The sequence below is a fragment of the Vreelandella halophila genome, from assembly GCF_019903425.1.
In the GTDB taxonomy this organism is placed as follows: domain Bacteria; phylum Pseudomonadota; class Gammaproteobacteria; order Pseudomonadales; family Oleiphilaceae; genus Halospina; species Halospina halophila.
In genome coordinates this window covers 783,213-801,855 of record NZ_JACHUZ010000013.1, presented here as the reverse complement: position 1 = coordinate 801,855, position 18,643 = coordinate 783,213, and the positions used below count along the sequence as shown (strand labels likewise).

The following is an 18,643-nucleotide window of genomic DNA, read 5'->3' as shown; positions in this document are numbered from 1 at the left end:
GCCTACGCCAGGCTCATCCGGGAGCTCATACGCCGGAGATTCAGCGCCAGACATACCAGACCCCACTCGCCTTGTACGGCATTCAAGCCCCGCAGGCTGAACTGGCGAAAGCTCAGAACATGTTTGATCCAGCCGTTGACCGCCTCGACCAGGTGTTTTCGCTGGGCGTAGTCTTCTCGCCCCTATTCCGTGGCCAGTTTTTGTGCCATCCGGGCGGGCCGTTGCCGGATACTGATCGGTGTCTATCTGTCCGGTCTTTTTCCCTTCTCTGCGTAACGAGATATAGCCGTCAATGGCTTTGCTCTCCAGAAACTGAAAGTCCTGTTCCTTTCGATAGCCGGCATCGGCCAAACACCGCTGCGGCTAGCCCGGTAGTTTTCAACCCAGTTGTCCAAAAAGTTTGTTCTAAGCCGCGCATTGGTTCCGCTCGACTTCCTGACGCTTGCCCGGATTGAGTGGAACAGCGCCGGCGGCTTTCCAGTTCCGGGTTTCACCGGACCAACGCTTCGGGTTATTGCGTTTGGCCTGCTCATAGACCGCCTTTCGGTAAGCCAGCTGGTGCTGGTCTTCGCCGCGGTGGCGGGCGCCCGGCGTCACGAAGTTGATGCCACTGTGCAGGTGCTGTTCGTTGTAGGCATGCTCGAACAGCAGCATCCACTGGCGAACTGCCTCCAGCGACTTGAAGCCCTTGGGTGGCCACTTCGGGCAGTATTTGACGGTGCGGAACAGCGATTCCGAGTATGGATTGTCGTTGCTCACCCGGGGCCGGCTGTAGGACATGGCCATGCCCAGCTCCGCCAGTCGGGATTTCAGCGTGTAGGAGGTCATGGGCGCGCCGTTGTCCGAGTGCAGCACGGGCGGGTTGTCCCAGCAGCCTTCACGGATCAGCGCCCGCTCAACCAGCGTTCGGGCGTGCTCGCCGGATTCCGTGTCATGACCTCCCAGGCAACGATTTTGCGGCTGTAGACATCCAGGATCAGGTACAGGTACCAGAACAGTCCCTTCACGTTGGATGGGCAGTAGCTGATGTCCCAGCTGTAGACCTAGTTGGGCCCAGTCGCGGTAAAGCTGGTCGGTTCCGGCACCTGGCGCGGCGGTTGGCTCCGCCCTCGATGGCTGAGCTGTCGATGCTTTTTCAGAACCCGATAAAACGAGGACTCGGAGGCGATGTAGATGCCCTTATCGGCCAACGCCGGCACGATCTGCGACGGCGGCAGACTGCGGAATTCGCTCAGGTTGCAGGTATCGAACATTGCCTGTTCTTCCTCTGGCGTGAGTTGATGAGGCTGTGGCGCGGGCTGCGAGTCCGGGCGCCGATCCGCCGCCACGCGGTCCCCCTCGCGCCAGCGCTTGATCGTGCGCTCGCTGAGCGCCATCAGCTGCGCCACCTTGTAGCGCGGCGCACCAGCGGCAACCGCTTCATCAAAGTACTCAATCAGCCTTGCACGTTCGGTCAACGGAGTCAGCTGTCCTCGTCGTCCCGGTCGCTGGCGTACAAGGCTTCGAGCTTTTTTGACAGCACCAGAAGCGAGGTGGTCTCGGCAGGGCCTTGTCCTTGCGCCGCAGCTCCGACTCCAGCTTATGGATCTTTTTCTTGCTCTGCTTTTGCTGGCGCTGAGTCTCTTTGTGAGATGCCTTCCTCAGCGGACACCGACACCACCGTGCGATTCATAGGGGGCAGGAGCTCCGTTGAAAAGTCTGGCGAATCCGGCTCAGGCCGGCAAGATGGGGTTTGTGGACCGCTTACCCCTCTCCGGCTGCCCGTGTTAGTGACCAATTAAAACGCCCCACCGCAGATGCAGTGGGGCGTTTCAGGTTTCCCCGATTCAAGTATCGGAGAGGTTAATGGGCTAAGCCATTCACCTTTTACTCAAGGGAAAGTTCCCTTCCTGGTTTAGGAAAAACCGTCGAAATCGGCCGCAGTGATGTCATCCGCCACCACGCCGGTCAGGGTAACCACTTGGTTAACGCTTGCGATATCATCGCCGGCGGCGTTCGCGGTCATCTGGTAAATCTCAACCCGGCTAGCAGCATCAGTGTCGGCCGTCAGGGCGACATAGGAGTCTTCATCAGCATCAATGTTGCCGAAGCCACTAATAGCGGCGGTTGCCACCTCAGTAGCGGACATGGTGCTTCCGACACTCGCGCTATCCGACTGGATAACGTTAACGCCATTGGTTCCAAAGTCCAGGGCTGAAGCAGCGGTTTCGGTATTGAAGCCAGAACCACTGACCGCAACATTGATGTCCAGAGCGTCATCGGTGCCCCCGACGGTGAAGTCGCCAATAATATCCCCGAATTCACTGGTCGCTTCGAAGACAAAGGTGTCGGAATCATCACCACCGAGTAGATAGTCATCTCCAAGGCCAGCACCGATAACGTCATCCCCTGAACCGCCATCAACAAAGTCAGCATCTGATGAAGTCAGAATGTTGTCGGCAGATGCCGTTCCACTCACCAGATTGCCAAACCCACGCTGGTCAGGCAGATCCTGATCATCTGGCGAGCCCTGAGGATCGGGGTTGTTCAAACCGAAAGCACTAAAGATCTCGCTCGATGACATCTGGCCACCGGGCCCGAACTCAATTTGGTCGATGGACTGATCACCACCATTGAAGAAATCCCGGATGGTGACCAAGTCCGATCCCCCGCCAACCTCAAGCACCAGGTTGTTGCCGGATTTCGTCAGGTTACTAGCCACCTGGTTAAAGGAGATGTCCTCAAAACGAAGGGTGTCATCACCACCGCCCCGGTTATCGATAACATCCTGCCCGTCGCCAGAGCTGAACAAGTAGGTGTCGTTTCCGCGCCCACCGATCAGGGTGTCGGCACCGACACCACCACTGAGGCTATCGTGGCCGAAACCGCCTTCCAGTTGGTCATGGCCAGCACCACCTGAGAGGCTATCATCCCCCCCGAATCCTTGAACCAAATCCGCATCAGCACCACCTGCTAAGGCACTGTCATCACCGGAGGTGCCCTCAGTGACCTGGAAAGAACTAGAATCCGGTGTCGGTTCCGACATACCAAACGCGCCGAAAACCTGGTCCGACGTCAGCTGACCGCCCGTTTCGAACTCGATGGTTTCAACGACCGAGCCACCACCAAGGAAGAAGTCGTTCAGTGTCACCTGATCCGGACCACCATTGACCCTAAGAATCAGATCATCACCAGACTTCCTCAAATCCGAAGCAACCTGATCAAAGTTGATACCAGCGCCGAATCGCAGTGTGTCAGCACCGCTTGTTTCTGTGATGACATCCTGACCGCCTGTAAAGACATAGGTATCAGTACCGCTACCGCCTTCAAGCCGGTCACTGCCCTGAGCACCGCTGAGCGTGTCATCACCAGCACCGCCAATCAGAATGTCATTGCCGGAACCCCCCGTCAGGACATCGTCACCACCAAGCTCAGGTGTCGGCGTGGTCCCGGGATCTGTACCGGAGCCGGTATCGCCATCTCCTCCCGAGGTATCACCGTCTTCAGAACCACCACCCGTTTCGCCGCCAGAGCTGCCGTCCTCGTCCGGCATTGCAGACAGGAGTTCTGGCAATTGGCTCGCCATAATGGCATTGCCGCCATCGGTAGGCTGGATGTAGCTGATGGCATTCTCACCACCAAGGAAATGATCGGTAACGCGGACTTGCTGCCCGCGGTCTTCGTCAACAAGGATAACCAGGTCGTTTCCATCTTGATGGTAGCTCAAGCGGTTGCGGTCGAGACCGTCCTGAAAGAACACGCCATCGGAACCACCGCCGCTGTTATCGATAACATCGACTCCTTGCCCGGCTTTGTAGTAGTAACTGTCGTTGCCAGCGCCACCTACCAGCGAATCGTCACCGTCTTCGCCAACTAGAGTGTCATTGCCACCACCGCCGATCAGCGTGTCGTTGCCACTTCCAGAGCCAGTACCATTGCCACCGTACAGCTGGTCAGCACCTGCTCCACCTTTCAGCTGGTCGTCACCTCCCATGGCAAAAAGCGTATCGTCACCCTCGAGGCCTTCCATCAGGTTGCTGTTACCTCCACCGACCAACTCCTCACCAGAGCTGGTACCCGTGACAACCGAATCAAAATCACCACCGGCCTCGCCAGCAGCAACGCGCTGATTGATCTTGGTCGTTGGGATCATGTTACCGCCATCTGGCTGTACCCAGTCGATGGCATCGTCTCCACCCAGGAAGTGATTGACTACTCGGAGGCTACCTTCAGCTCCATCGTCGATCAGCAGAACGAGATCGTCCCCCTCGCGGGTGAAACTAATGCGATCTTCAGTGGCTCCCCCTGAAAGGAAAACACCATCTTTGCCACCGCCTGAGTTATGGATGGTGTCATGACCTGAACCGGCCGCAAAAACGTACTTGTCGTCTCCGCTACCACCAGTCAGAGTGTCGTCACCCAGACCACCGTTGATCTGGTCATCGCCTTCGCCGCCTTCAACAACATCGTTTCCGCCACCTGCCTCTACGAAGTCGTTGTCAGCACCGCCGTTGATCTGGTCATTGCCTTCACCACCAAACAGACTGTCCTCACCAGAACCACCAAGCAAGGAATCTTGCCCAGCACCGCCCTGCAACTTGTCGTCGCCCAGACCGCCTTCAAGGCTGTCTTCGCCGGCGCGACCAACCAGATTGTCGCTCCCGACACCACCAAGCAGCCGATCATCCCCCTTTTCACCGTCGAGATAATCGTCACCGGCCTCGCCACGAAGGATGTCATTCCCTTCACGGCCCCAGACCTCATCGTTACCATCGCCTGCGAACACTTCTTCGTTCAGGCTGCGATAGCCGCTCAGTGTGTCGGCATTATCGGTGCCGACGGTGACGGACGCTTTTTCCACATCCAGATCCGTCCACTCTGTTCCGTCGGTGAAAACAAAACGATTCACTTTGTAGTGGTCGTTTGGCTCCTGGAACCAGTATTTAATACGGATACTGTCAGTGCCGTTGGCATGATTGATCTGAAGCTCTTTGCCGGAGCGGACAAAGGACAAGTCTTGCGCCGAGATGCCGGGGCCGAACTCCAACGTATCCTGCGATGGCGAAACATTGCTGTAGGCTTCGCCTTCCGGCGTTTCAATCAAAGTATCCTGTCCATCACCCAGGTTGAAACGGTAGGTATCGTTGCCGTAAGAGCCAAATAGCTGATCGGCACCGGTACCGCCTTCCAGCGTGTTCGAAGTTTCCTGCGAGACACCGGTATTCGCAATCAGAACATCATCGCCGGACCCGCCAATCAAGGAGTCCGAACCTTGTCCGGTTAGTTCGTCTTTGCCAGCGCCTCCATCGAGGACTCCGCGACCTTCAATGATGTCATCACCCGTGTCGCCTGAAAGGTTGCCCTTGCCGTAAAGCTTGTCGTTGCCATCGCCCCCGGAAAGGGTGTCGGTTCCGCTTTCGCCGTGGAGAACATCATTACCAGCATCGCCATTCAGGATGTCGTCTCCGCTACCTCCATGGAGAATGTCCGCGTCTGCGCCCCCGTTGAGCGTGTCAACGCCCGAATTGCCAAACAATTCATCCTCGCCTGAGCCTCCATGGAGGACATCCGCGCCAGAGCCACCTTGCAAGGTGTCTAAGTCAGCATCGCCATGCAAAACGTCGGACTCAGCTCCACCTTGTAACGAATCCTCGCCGGCTCCACCGAACAGTTCATCCTGACCTTTGCCGCCATCAAGCTCGTCGTTCCCGGTGTCACCAGAAATGGAATCTGCACCTTCGTAGCCATGAATATCGTCAGCGCCAGCACCCCCATTGATGGTCTCGTCACTGCTAAAGCCGTCGATTACGTCATCGCTTTCGGTCCCTTCGATGGCCTCTCCCATCAAGTCATCGAAGCTCCAAGTGACACCATCAGCAAACTCGACGGTCTCCAGGCTAGTGGTCTGAACGTTTGTGTCAGTATCGTCGAACTGGTTTTCGAAGAGCACCGAGTCGCCGCTGGCTGGAATGGTGATGCGAAGATGATCGCCCTCCCTACGAACCACCACCTCGGTCGAATTAACATCCGTGAATTCGAGACGGTCCTGACCGGACGCATCATCGATAGAACCGGTCCCATCACCCTGACTAAAGCGGTAGACGTCATCGCCTCCACCCCCCAGGAGATGATCGTCGCCCGTGCCACCGGATAGCACGTCTGCCCCGTCATCTCCATAAAGGTTGTCAGTACCCTCACCTCCTTGCAGTGAATCAGCGCCAACACCGCCTCTCAGCTCATCATCACCGATACCACCATCAAGCTGATCCTGGCCTTCGCCACCATCAAGCTCGTCGTTCCCGGTGCCGCCAGAAATGGAATCTGCACCTTCGTAGCCATGAATATCGTCAACGCCGGCGCCACCATTGATGGTCTCGTCACTCCTAAAGCCGTCGATTACGTCATCGCTTTCGGTCCCTTCGATGGCCTCTCCCATCAAGTCATCGAAGCTCCAAGTGACACCATCGGCAAACTCTACAGTTTCCAGGCTGGTGGTCTGGACATTTGTGTCAGTATCGTCGAACTGGTTCTCGACGAGCACCGAGTCACCGCTGACTGGAATGGTGATGCGAAGATGGTCGCCCTCCCTCCGGACCACCACTTCGGTCGAATTAACATCCGTGAATTCGAGACGGTCCTGACCGGACGCATCATCGATAGAACCGGTCCCATCACCCTGACTAAAGCGGTAGACGTCATCGCCTCCACCCCCCAGGAGATGATCGTCGCCCGTGCCACCGGATAGTACGTCTGCCCCGTCATCTCCATAGAGGTTGTCAGTACCCTCACCTCCTTGCAGTGAATCAGCGCCAACACCGCCTCTCAGCTCATCATCGCCGATGCCACCATCAAGCTGATCCTGGCCTTCGCCACCATCAAGCTCGTCGTTCCCGGTGCCGCCAGAAATGGAATCTGCACCTTCGTAGCCATGAATATCGTCAACGCCGGCGCCACCATTGATGGTCTCGTCACTGCTAAAGCCGTCGATCACGTCGTCGCTTTCGGTTCCTTCAATGGCTTCAGCCATCAAGTCGCCAAAGCTCCAAGTGACGCCATCGGCAAATTCGACGGTCTCCAAGCTCGTGGATTGAGTATTGATCTCGGTGCTGTTGAACTGATGCTCAATCAACACGGAATCATCGCTGGATGGAATGGCGATGCGCACATGATCGCCTTCCCTCCGGATCACAACCTCGGTCGAATTAACATCTATGAATTCGATACGGTCCTGACCGGACGCATCGTAGATAGAATCGGCCCCGCCGCCTTTGCTGAAGCGGTAGACGTCATCCCCTTGACCGCCACGGAGATCATCATCACCTTTGCCACCAGACAACTCATCCGCTCCGTTACCGCCATAAAGCCGATCACTGCCAGCATCACCGGAAACAACGTCGTTGCCTTCCTGCCCTTCAATCCTGTCGTCACCCGTTCCACCGTTTAAAACATCACCGCCAGGGGCACCATAAATACGATCGTCGCCACCAGCACCACTTAAAGTGTCAGTCTCTGAGTATCCATACAGCTGATCGGCACCCTCGGTGCTCTGCTGCACCAGATCTTTTACCGTATCGATATCCCACACGGTGCCGTCGGCAAATTCGATGGCATCCAGCGCGTAACCACCGTTCGCATCGCCGTTGAAGTAACTCTGAACAGTGATGACCTCATCGGTGCTTGCAACCGTCAGCTTCAGATCGGTGCCGGAGCGCGTGGCACGCACATCGCCAGGACTAATCCCTTCGAGAACGCGCAACACGTCATTGCGGTCATCCCCGGCATCCCAGTTATCGATCGTGGTATTGCCATCACCCGCGCTGAACAGGTAGGTGTCATCGCCCGAATCACCAGACAGGTAGTCGTTGGCACCTGAACCGCCCTGGAGGGTGTCATTGCCGTTACCGCCATAAAGCCGATCACTGCCAGCATCACCGGAAACAACATCGTTGCCTTCCTGCCCCTCAATCCTGTCGTCACCGGTTCCACCATTCAAAACATCACCGCCAGTGGCACCATAAATACGATCGTCGCCACCAGCACCACTTAAAGTGTCAGTCTCTGAGTATCCATACAGCTGATCGGCACCCTCGGTGCTCTGCTGCACCAGATCTTTTACCGTATCGATATCCCACACGGTGCCGTCGGCAAATTCGATGGCATCCAGCGCGTAACCACCGTTCGCATCGCCGTTGAAGTAACTCTGAACAGTGATGACCTCATCGGTGCTTGCAACCGTCAGCTTCAGATCGGTGCCGGAGCGCGTGGCACGCACATCGCCAGGACTAATCCCTTCGAGAACGCGCAACACGTCATTGCGGTCATCCCCGGCATCCCAGTTATCGATCGTGGTATTGCCATCACCCGCGCTGAACAGGTAAGTGTCATCGCCCGCATCACCAGACAGGTAGTCGTTGGCACCTGAGCCGCCCTGGAGGGTGTCATTGCCATTGCCGCCATAAAGGTAATCTTGGCCGTCACCCCCCTTGAGAGAATCGTCGCCGGCGTTACCGTAAAGACGGTCATCACCTGCGTTGCCTCTCAACATGTCGTTACCGTCTTGACCATTAAGACGGTCATCACCTGCGTTGCCGCTCAACGTGTCGTTACCGCCTTGACCATTAAGACGGTCATTGCCGTTGCCACCATTTATGGTGTCATTCCCGTCACTACCATAAAGAACATCATTACCCTCAAAGCCAAAGATCACATCGTTGACGTCTCGGCCATATATCGTATCGGAAGATGATGATCCAATATTCGAGTCGATATCCAGGTACTGGAATACCTCGCTCTTAAAGGCTGGCAACAAAGATTCGAACTCACCAAATGAGGAGACAAACTGATCTATTGATTCGGAGAGATCCGCGCTTGCGGAAGGATCAATTTCCAACAGCGCCGTCACCATCAGCCACTGCTCAGTGATTGCCTCTTCGTCTCCCAAGCTAGCTGCGATATCCACAAGCGCGTCGTCAAATACTTGCGCATCAATATCATTGGTGGTCGTGAGCAGATCCGTCGCTGGATCGTAGGTTAGCTCTGGAGCTATATCTTCAAGCAAGCCGTTGGCCACGGCAAATTTAGCCAACAGGTTTCGAGACAGTTCGTTGTAGGCCTGTCGGTAATAGCCACCCGTGGTGACAAGCTCGCCGTCCTCGCGCCACTGGCCGTCACCCAAGCGCAGTACTTCCATGCCAGCGTACTTTTTGATCACACCTAATTGTTCAACCGAGAATGATTCTCCCGCAGTCCGAAAGTTCACTAAACCAGTCTCGGAATCGATATTGAGCCGATGCTCGGGGTCGATCTCTTCGATGGTTATACCTTCAACATTCGCCCATTTGACCAGCAGGTTTTCCAATCCCTCCGTCAGGGATTCAGAGCTCGCCGCGCCGAACAAGTCGAGAACATGCGCCTTAAATTCACTGTCGAGGCTCATGGCCTGATGTAGGTCCGGCATCTGACCGTACCCTTTGATGTTCGCAACCGCCAGCGCATCAGAATCAATCGGAACATCACCCACGTAACGAGTAAAGGTCGGATTGAAGCCAAAGAGAACGTCTGCGGCAATGCCAGATGTCTCGGCAGCCACGCCCTGGGTGCCGTCGGCCCAAGTAAACGTGCCTTTCCGAGCTACCTGGGCATCGGCGCCAGCCTGCCCGGCAACATCGACATGTCTCAAGCTGATACTGGCAATGCCCGCATCCATCAAAGAGTTCAACTCGTTGTCTTGGCTTTCGCCATCACCACTGCTGTCCTGCCAAATTTTCAAGTCGGCAAAACGCTCGTCGTTGGCGTCGATCACACCGTCGACGTTGCTGTCCAACTCCCCCAATTCTTCATAACCAGTGCGCTCGGGGCTGCCAAACAACTCACTGATATCATTGATAGTGCCGTCTTCATTGCGGTCCAACGCAAGGAAGCCATCATCGCCACTTAACCAAGAAGTGTGTGTAGCGAAACCATTGCCATTCAGATCGAAGTAAGCATTGCTGCCCTCTAAACTGGTCATCTCTATGCCGTCAACATCGAGATCGAGCACTAGCGGGTCGCGCGGAATGGTGCGTCCAGAGCCGCTGCTACCCGAGCCAGCGGAGCCTCCCGCACCACCACCGGCGCCACCAGAGCCGCCACCAGAGCCGCCACCAGAGCCGCCACCGCCTTCGTCACCGCCTTCGTCATCGGCTTCGTCATCGGCTTCGTCATCGGCTTCCTCTAAATGCTTATTGTAATCGTCAATAGCACCTTCAACTTCTTGTAGGGCTACTATTTCCCTCTGGTCTAATTCAGTTATACGATTCTGCCAATCTTGATACTCTGATGGTAGTTGCTCGGTTTCTTCCCCATTAGCGGAATCTTCAGCTTCTTTAACACGATCCAAAAGTTTATTTTTTTCTTCCACTACCTCTCGGTAATTCCCCAAATCTTCACGAAGATCTTCGTATATTTCATTGCCCTCGTTAAGGTAGTCCAAAGATGGTTCTTGCTCGGATTCTTCAATTTCATTTTCTAGTTCTTGCCGTTCCTTCTCCAACCTTTTATAGGTAGCGATATTACGCTCAAGTGCTTCCGCAGCAAGACTTTGTGCTTCTGGACTCTCAGCCATAAAAGGCTCCAAAGCTGAACCAACCTCAAAGCCCATATCAGGAGCAGCATCACCCAACTCATCCGACCTTTTACTAATAACTTTGGCTGAAGATACCGCTATATTCCTTAAACCAGCGCTAGCTGGACTACCTGACAATCCTGCATTCTGATAAACTTCATTCAACGCAATTACATTATTAGAAAGATCGAGAATCTGCTGCTCTTTCTGAATAAATTCCAGTTTCGTTTTTTTCAGATCCATATCAGACATATTCAAAAATCCTTATCACATTCATACGACTTATTACCTTTTAAAAGATCAGCTTCTCCTTGATCTTTTAAATGCTCCAAAAATATTTGGCCACTAGGACCTTTTTCAAGACAGGGGTTCGCTCCAAAATCCAGCAACAACTCGACACATGCAACCCCACATTTCCCCCATTTATAGGAATGATATAATGATGAAAAACCGTTCTCCGGCCTAAAGTTTACATTAGCATTTGAGTTTTCAAGTACATACCGTAGAGTTTCTTCATTCACAAACCGAAGCATCCCTGTAAAAGCAGTATATTGATCTACATACATCAAGCGATTCAGGTCCGGATTCTCTTCTAACACTAAAGAAAGCAAATCTACATTATTATTTTGGGCTATATATGTAACAAAGTACATATTATCCTTAAGCTTATGATCTACGTTCCCACCCGCACGTATTAGCTCCCTCAAAACATCCGGCTTATCATACATCACTGAAAGGCGCATCAAATTCCTAGGCTCTCCCAACCGATAATTAGGATCCAAGCCATTTTTGAGTAATGAGCGAATACTTTCTACATCATTCTCTTTTATAGCTTCTAATGCAGCATCCTGCATTTCTGGCTGCCGCTCGGAGGCAACCACAACCGAAACCACTAACATCAATAAAAACATAAAACCCTTGATAACCTCAGATCCATATTTCATAAAAAACATTAAGCCTATCTTTTCTCCCAGAATTTCTCTTTTTTAGCGAAGCAAAGGCGAAAAAAAGATCAATCACCCGTCGCTGCACAACTTTAACCTCTGCCGTTACTGACATTTAGGGCGGGTGACAGCCGAATGGACTCTCCATTGATTGAAAGCGCAGACTCCGCAGATTAATAAGGCCTTTATAAACCAAGCCAAAGGTAGATATCCAACCCAGTGTTCCAAAAAGTGAAATGGTTGGCGGAACCGTAGCCCTGAGTTCAAGCCTTTGGCAGTAACCCCCCATAAATCTACCTCTCAGGTCCCGAATGATCGATAACCTTTTTGTGGAATAATTCGGGCGGTTCAGCCTGCCATTGCTTCATCGCCTGTATGGGCGGCTGATGGTTCAAGAGCCCGTTGAAGGATCTGGTGATTGTAAAGCCAGTTGTAGCGCTTGAGGGTGGCCTCAAGATCCGGCTCTCTGTCGGATAGTGGAATCACCCCGCTATCGCTTTGGCGTGGAGGCCTGAAACGGATTCTCCGGTAAATGCCTGAGCTTGTCTGCCAGCAGGTAACAGATGGCGATGAAGTGTTTGACGGAACCGTAGCCTTTGGCGCGGGCTTTGGTCGCTTGGATGAGGTTGGTCACAGCTGACTGGGAATCAGGCTCGGCCCCACTCAATCCGGTGAAAAGCCAGAATCACCTATGCTCAGCAGCCCACTCCCGAGCCAGTTTCTCGGCTTCACCGATCTGCTCAGACGTCATGTGATCGGCCAATTTATCGCGATTCGCGACTGCGTCGGTATCACCTTGCGAGGCTGCCAGGCTAGACCACATATGAGCTCGCACATAGTCCTGGGGTAAACCTTTTCCTTTAGCGTACATACGCCCCAGATTGTACTGGGCATCGGAATAACCCTTTTCCGCCGCTTTCCGGTACCAGGTCGCCGCCTTGGAATCGTCCTGAGGGACGCCTTCGCCCTTGAAGTACTTGCTCCCCAGATTGAACTGGGCGTAAACATGGCCCTGCTCCGCCGCTTTATGGTACCAGGTCGCCGCCCTGGATTTGTCCTGGGGGACGCCTTGACCATTGTCGTACATAATCCCCAGATTGAACTGGGCGTCGGCATAGCCCTTTTTCGCCGCTTTCCGGTACCAGGTCGCCGCCTTGGAATCGTCCTGGGGGACGCCTAGGCCATTTTCGTACTTGACCCCCAGATTCAACTGGGCGCCAACATATCCTTTCTCAGCAGCTTTCCGGTACCACCTAACCGCCTTCGAATAGTCCTGGCGAACGCCTTCGCCTCGTTCGTACATAAGCCCGAGAGCGAACTGGGCGCCGACATCACCCTGCTTCGCTAATGGTTCAAACTCCGCAAGAGCAGTTGAGTAGTCACCCTTTACATGGGCTTCTATCCCTTTTTGAAAATCCGCTGCCCAAGCTATTGAGGTCACTCCCAAGCTCCAAACAAGGAATATCACCCTCATTAGCTCCATAGACCCAGATCGCATCCCGCTTCCTTCCATCTTTGAGCCCCGCTTCTTTCCGCAGGGGGAATGATCGAGAATAAAGCAAGATGCTGTTACTCGCATTCCCATCCAGGACTTCCTGCGTTAGATATAACCAACACCCCGCTCTATTCACCGGCAACAGCTGCACAATCAAGAAACCGTATCGAGCCTTACCCCTGCTTTCAACCACGCCATCAAGATGGAATACTGCGATGAGTGCACCAGCACTGACGCCGGTGCTTTTGCGCTGCCGTTTCCGGGTTGGTGGCCCTTCTTTCAGTCACTCGCGCCGGAATGACCGCCCTTGGCATTGCTTCCCTTATCGGCGCTGGCCGAGGAAGCGAGCAGAGCTTTCCTGCCGGCTGCCTTCTTGATTCTGTCAAAGACCGGAGTGTATACAGTGAAGACGGCCTCGTACTCATCCGCAGGGCCGCTACCCGACTGACCAGATCCGAGACGGCCCCGGGATCCAGCTCGGCGTCGTCAGCGGCTTGGGCAGCTGATCCTTGGGCGAGGCATAGGCGGTGAGCTCAACATTGCCATCCAGCCGTGCCAGCAGGTTGCCTCCTCCCGCGTACTGCCCGGCCAGTTTACGGATGGACCGCGTGATCTCGTATTCCGGATCCTTCAGGGCCACATCTTGGGCTTCAATTCGCTCGGGATCTGCTGGCCGCAATCCATCAGTCCGGGAATGATGTTCCCGAATCAACGCCACAGCTGACACCGGAAGCCGCCTGAAAGGCGGGTTTCGCAAGGGCGACTATGTGCCAGCTGAGACTGGAGGTTTAGCCTCTTGTTAATCAGTAACCAGCGGACTTCGTTTCAGCCATGCGCCCATCGCAACGCCAGTGCTACCCTTCGCTGCAAACACCAGCCCGGATGGTAATCGACATGGCTCTGGCCTGATATCGGCCGATCGCGCGTTGCAGGATCTGGTCAATTCGCTGACACAAACTGCGAACGGTAGGCCGATGGCGTCTTGCCAAAACGCTTTCGGAATGCCCGTGAAAACTGACTGCCATCGCCGAAGCCACACTCCAGCGCAATGGCCGTGATTTTGGCGTGCGGGCGTTGCAACAGCGCACGGGCCCGTTGCAGGCGCCGCTCCTGAACATACTGGTAAGGAGCCATGCCAAAGCTGGCCCGGAACAGTCGGGCAAAATGATAGGGGCTAAGATGGACCCAGCCGGCCATCGTAGCTAGATCCAACGGTTCGTTCAGGGCCTGTTCGATGCGCTCTTCCAGTGACCGCTGCTGGCGCCGGGAAAACCGACCCTTCACGACTGGCTCGGCAAGGTCAGCCGTGCTGTAACGCCCGGTGATCTGCACCAGGAGCCAGTGGGCCAGATGGTCCATGGCCTGAGGCTGGCTCGGCGCCTGCCAGTCGCTCAGCTCGAGCAGCTGGCCCGCGTGAGCCAACACGTCGTCCTGCACCTGGTAACGCGCTTCCAGCGTGACCGACCCCGGTTCGCGGTCCCAGGTCTGCTCCATGCAGCACTCCAGGTCCCGATCCGTGAAGTAGAAATGGACAAACTCAAAGGGGCCATCAATACGCCAGTGGGACCGGCTGCCGGCAGGAAACAGACAGGTGGCACCGGGAAAGCCATGACTGACCGCACGGCCTTTATGCTGGCGACTGGTCTGCTCGCCGCCCCGCGTGTAGATGCTCAGGGCATGATGGCGGGGCCGCTCGTAATGCGCCTCACCCTGATGATTCCGCCAGTGTGCCAGCGCCCTTCCGTCAGACAATTCCAGATGACGTCGCGGCGCCGCGCCGGCACTGTTCAGAGCGGTGACGATGTCGCGTGTGGTCTGCGTCTGAGTCATATCCGGACTCCCTCCCGTCCATGACAGAAATCATCCATCCTTTCGCAAGATGTGACAAGCCACCCGAACAGGGGCCCGATACGCTGGCCGGGCATCTCGACAGTAAGGAGCCACCATGCCTGTCAGCGCACATTACATCGCAACCGTCCTGATCTGGGGGGTGACCTGGACCGCGATCCGGTTACAGGTGGAATCCGCCGCTGTGGACCTGTCTGTGTTCTACCGGTTTGTACTGGCCTCTGCAGTGGCGTTGGGCGGTCTGGCGCTCGTCCGGCGGTTGCCCCGGCTGACCCGCCACCAGCATGGCTGGCTGATCCTCCAGGGATTGACGCTCTACAGCATCAACTTCCTGATGATCTACCGCGCCGCAGAGGGCATGACCAGCGGCCTGATAGCCGTGATTTTCTCGCTTGCGGCGCTTTTCAATGCCATCAACGGCCGCCTGTTTCTCGGCATCCAACCCAGCGCACGCATTGTGCCCGCAGTGGCTCTCGGTTTGACCGGTGTGGCCCTGCTGTTCTGGCAGGACCTGTGGCTCGGCAACGCCACGTTCGCCGCCATGGCCTTCGCGACGGCGGGCACCTTCTGGTTTTCGCTTGGGAACGTCCTCAGCTTGAAGGTACGTGAGCTGGACATCCCGCTTCTGGCCGGCAACGCCTGGGCCATGTTCTACGGCGCTCTCGCCCTCGGCATCTGGTGCCTGGCGACCGGTGTGGACTGGATCGTCCCGACTTCCGGGGTATTCTGGGGGGCCACCCTGTTTCTGGCGATTCCTGGCTCCATCCTCGCTTTCTTCAGCTACCTGACAGTGATCCGTACACTCGGCCCGGACAAGGCCGGCTACGCCACGGTCCTGTTTCCCGTCGTGGCGCTGGGCCTGTCCACCTGGCTTGAGGGTTTCATCTGGAGCGGCAGCTCGCTGGCCGGCGCCTTACTGGCATTGCTGGGCAACTATGTGCTGTTCCGCCACCCCCGTATACAAGCGCCGGCAACTGTAAACGCCGATGCTGGCAAGCCCCCTCAGCACGGCACCCGGTAACCGCCGCGATTCAGGAGATGCTGTTTGTTGGCGGATGAAGGCAAGGAGGAGCTGGGCTGGTAACCTTTTTTTGAATTCCACGGGAAAAGCGCAATGAATGAACTCGACTCTCTTCTGCCCAGCATCCGCAACTGCCGCATCTGCCGCGACTGCCCCCGTCACGGCCCACCTCTGCCCCATGAGCCCCGCCCCGTGATGCAGGCTGGAAGCGGGGCACGGGTCTGCATCGCGAGCCAGGCACCGGGCAACAAGGCCCACCAGAAGGGTCTGCCGTTCTACGACCCCTCGGGCGTGCGGCTCAGGGAATGGCTGGCGGTCTCGGAGGAGCGCTTCTACGACCCGGAACAGTTCGCCATCGTGCCCATGGGGTTCTGCTTCCCCGGCTATGACAGCAAGGGCGGCGACCTCCCACCCCGGCGGGAATGCGCGGAGACCTGGCATGAGTCGGTGTTCGCGGCACTGCCCAATCTCTCGCTGATCCTGGTGATCGGCCAGTACTCGCAGCGTTACCACCTGCCCAAGCGTCACCGTGAGAAGACACTGACCGCAACCGTGGCCAACTGGCGCACCATCCTCGAGGAAGACAGCGAGCCGGCGGTGCTGCCCATGCCCCACCCCTCTTGGCGCAACAATGCCTGGATCCGGAACAACCCCTGGTTCGAGGCGGAGCTGCTGCCGGAGCTGCGCTGGCGCATCGAGGATCTGCTGGGGCCGGAATCAGGCGCCTGAGGCCACCACCGGGTAGCCCGGCTCGCCCCAGTCCGCCTCCGGGTGCGCCATCAGGATGTCGATGATCACCGGCACCAGCTGCTCGAGGATATCCGCCCCGTCCCGCACCTGCTCCCGGTTGACGGAACTGTTCCAGGTGGAGCCGCCGTGCATCATCTGGTTGCGCAGGGTATAGAGGCGCGAGAACACCAGGCCCAGTACCCGGGCGGTGTCATCCGAACCCAGGGCCCGGGAGGCGGCCACCTTGGCGCGTTCGAACAGCCCCTGCCACTCGCCCCGGGGGCGGCGGCCGTTCTGGCAGTCCCAGTAGGGCTGGAACACATACTGGTTGTTCAGCAGCATGCGGATGGCATTCGGGAAGGCCGTCCAGACGACGCCGGAGAGGCGTTTCTCCATGTCCAGCGCCACCAGACTTTCGAGGAACTCGCGCAGCACTTTCTGCTCCGGCATCGGTTCCTCCAGCCGCATCTCCTGGGCATAAGCGGCGTTGAAGGCGATCCAGAGGAAGATGAAGCGGCCGTCCTCGTCATCGCAGAGTTCGGCCCGCTGGAGCCAGCTCAGCGAGCGGTGAACCCGCAGGTCCAGAGCGTCTGGAAGCCTGTCGCGAAGCGCCCTGTGCTGCTCTTTGAGTGATTTGAAATCCCCCGACAATGATTGTCTCCCGTTTGACCTCTGATCCGAATACGTATAATTTCGTACACCATGACTGAGCGGTTACGCATCAGTAATCCTTCCGCGCACCGCTTTCTTAACGTCTCTATCTAATCAGATCACGAGGTATTATTGCAGTGATACGGGCTGAAGGCGTCACCAAAGTATTCGGACCCAACCCGGAATCCGTGAAGCCTTTGCTGGAACAAGGCAAATCGAAAGACGAGATCCAGGCTGAAACCGGGCATGTCGTCGGGGTCAACAACGCCAGCTTCGAGGTTGGCGCCGGCGAGGTCTTCTGCATCATGGGCCTTTCCGGCAGCGGCAAATCCACACTCATCCGCTGCATCAACCGCCTGATCGAACCCACTTTCGGCAAGATCATCCTCGACGACCCGGAACATGGCGAGCTGGATATCGCCACCATGGACGGCCCGACACTCAGGCGTGTGCGTTCACAGCACCTGAGCATGGTCTTCCAGCACTTCGCGCTTTTCCCGCATAAGACCGTTCTCTCGAACGTGGTCTACGGACTGGAAGTTCAGGGTCGCGATAAGGCCGAACGCGAGGAACTGGGAAAAAAGTATCTGGAGATGGTCGGCCTGGGTGGCTGGGAGAACCACTACCCGGATGAGCTCTCCGGCGGCATGCAGCAGCGCGTGGGCCTGGCCCGCGCCGTGGCTACCGAGGCCAACATCCTGCTGATGGACGAACCTTTCTCCGCTCTGGACCCTCTGATCAAGGTGCAGATGCAGGATGAGCTGATGCGCATCCAGCAGGAGCTGGGCCGCACCATCCTGTTCATCACCCACGACCTGGACGAGGCCATGCGCATCGGCGACCACATCGCCATCATGGATGCGGGCAAAATCGTGCAGGTCGGGAATCCGGAAGAAATTCTGGTCAACCCGAAAACCGAGTACGTGGCCAAGTTTGTCGAGCACGCCGACCCCACCGGCGTCATCACCGCGGAAACCGTCGCCCTACCGTTCACCGACCGCTACTTCAACCAGATACGCGAAGAGGGCGGCAACCAGGTCTGGACCCGTACCGGTTACACCGATGTGGAGTTCCACGTGGACACCAATGGCCATCTCGCGGCGATGCGCTGCGAGGGCAATGACGTGGCGCTCCATGAGCTCGAGGAGAAGGTCACCGAAACCGGCGGCGCTCCCGAACGCCATACGGACGCCGCCGTCCACTGCACCACGGACACCATACTCAAGCGGGTACTCCGCGGGCGTGCCTACTCGGAGCTTCCGGTCGTCGTCCAGGACACTGAAGGGCGCCTGAAGGGCGTCATCGACGAACCGGAGCTGATCCACGGCATTCTCGAGAAACAAGGTTACGCACAGGACGACTGAGGCTTACAT

10 protein-coding genes and 3 pseudogenes are annotated in these 18,643 nt (G+C 56.5%); 3 read left to right on the top strand and 10 right to left on the bottom strand.

All coding sequences use genetic code 11. The features are described 5' to 3' along the window. Positions 1–2 precede the first annotated feature (2 nt). The 9 genes and pseudogenes from H4I92_RS08105 to H4I92_RS07990 all read right to left on the bottom strand — a co-directional run. A pseudogene (locus H4I92_RS08105) lies at positions 3–170 on the bottom strand (transposase); the annotation flags it as partial. Positions 171–405: 235 nt separating this feature from the next. Continuing rightward, positions 406–936: pseudogene (locus tag H4I92_RS08100) on the bottom strand (transposase); the annotation flags it as partial. A 107-nt stretch (positions 937–1,043) separates the two neighbouring features. Next, complete coding sequence (locus H4I92_RS17220; RefSeq protein ID WP_080506800.1) at positions 1,044–1,457, bottom strand: helix-turn-helix domain-containing protein; 414 nt, start codon at positions 1,455–1,457, stop codon at positions 1,044–1,046. A gap of 437 nt (positions 1,458–1,894) precedes the next feature. Continuing rightward, positions 1,895–10,834 carry a calcium-binding protein gene (locus H4I92_RS16870; protein WP_143512637.1) on the bottom strand — a complete coding sequence of 2,980 codons (8,940 nt, stop codon included), beginning with the start codon at positions 10,832–10,834 and terminating at the stop codon, positions 1,895–1,897. 2 nt (positions 10,835–10,836) lie between these two features. Continuing rightward, entirely contained in the window at positions 10,837–11,535 is a 699-nt protein-coding gene (locus tag H4I92_RS08005) for an ankyrin repeat domain-containing protein (protein ID WP_143512636.1), read from the bottom strand. Between the two features lie 284 nt (positions 11,536–11,819). Next, positions 11,820–11,985: pseudogene (locus H4I92_RS17135) on the bottom strand (IS481 family transposase); the annotation flags it as partial. A gap of 226 nt (positions 11,986–12,211) precedes the next feature. Next, positions 12,212–12,967 (bottom strand): tetratricopeptide repeat protein, encoded by a 756-nt coding sequence (locus tag H4I92_RS08000; protein ID WP_218668178.1) that lies wholly within the window; start codon positions 12,965–12,967, stop codon positions 12,212–12,214. 490 nt (positions 12,968–13,457) lie between these two features. Then, positions 13,458–13,700: a hypothetical protein gene (locus H4I92_RS07995; protein WP_143512635.1), complete on the bottom strand. Its 243-nt coding sequence runs from the start codon at positions 13,698–13,700 to the stop codon at positions 13,458–13,460. A gap of 260 nt (positions 13,701–13,960) precedes the next feature. Beyond that, a complete protein-coding gene (locus tag H4I92_RS07990; RefSeq protein ID WP_077530106.1) occupies positions 13,961–14,851 on the bottom strand; it encodes a helix-turn-helix domain-containing protein in 891 nt (296 codons plus the stop codon). Positions 14,852–14,966: 115 nt separating this feature from the next. On the opposite strand from H4I92_RS07990, the gene H4I92_RS07985 reads away from it, so the two are divergent. Together H4I92_RS07985 and H4I92_RS07980 are read left to right on the top strand one after the other, a co-directional pair. After that, positions 14,967–15,890, top strand: a complete 924-nt coding sequence (locus H4I92_RS07985) for a DMT family transporter (RefSeq protein ID WP_077530105.1) — start codon at positions 14,967–14,969, stop codon at positions 15,888–15,890. Positions 15,891–15,983: 93 nt separating this feature from the next. Then, positions 15,984–16,619 carry a uracil-DNA glycosylase family protein gene (locus H4I92_RS07980; protein WP_077530104.1) on the top strand — a complete coding sequence of 212 codons (636 nt, stop codon included), beginning with the start codon at positions 15,984–15,986 and terminating at the stop codon, positions 16,617–16,619. On the opposite strand, the gene H4I92_RS07975 is transcribed toward H4I92_RS07980, so the two are convergent. Then, on the bottom strand, positions 16,608–17,270 hold the full coding sequence (locus H4I92_RS07975) for a HEPN domain-containing protein (RefSeq protein WP_077530103.1): 663 nt from the start codon (positions 17,268–17,270) through the stop codon (positions 16,608–16,610). The two genes, H4I92_RS07980 and H4I92_RS07975, sit on opposite strands and share 12 nt — an antisense overlap. 137 nt (positions 17,271–17,407) lie before the next feature. Between H4I92_RS07975 and H4I92_RS07970 the strand changes: the two genes are divergently transcribed. Next, positions 17,408–18,634: a quaternary amine ABC transporter ATP-binding protein gene (locus tag H4I92_RS07970; RefSeq protein WP_218668177.1), complete on the top strand. Its 1,227-nt coding sequence runs from the start codon at positions 17,408–17,410 to the stop codon at positions 18,632–18,634. Positions 18,635–18,643 lie beyond the last annotated feature (9 nt).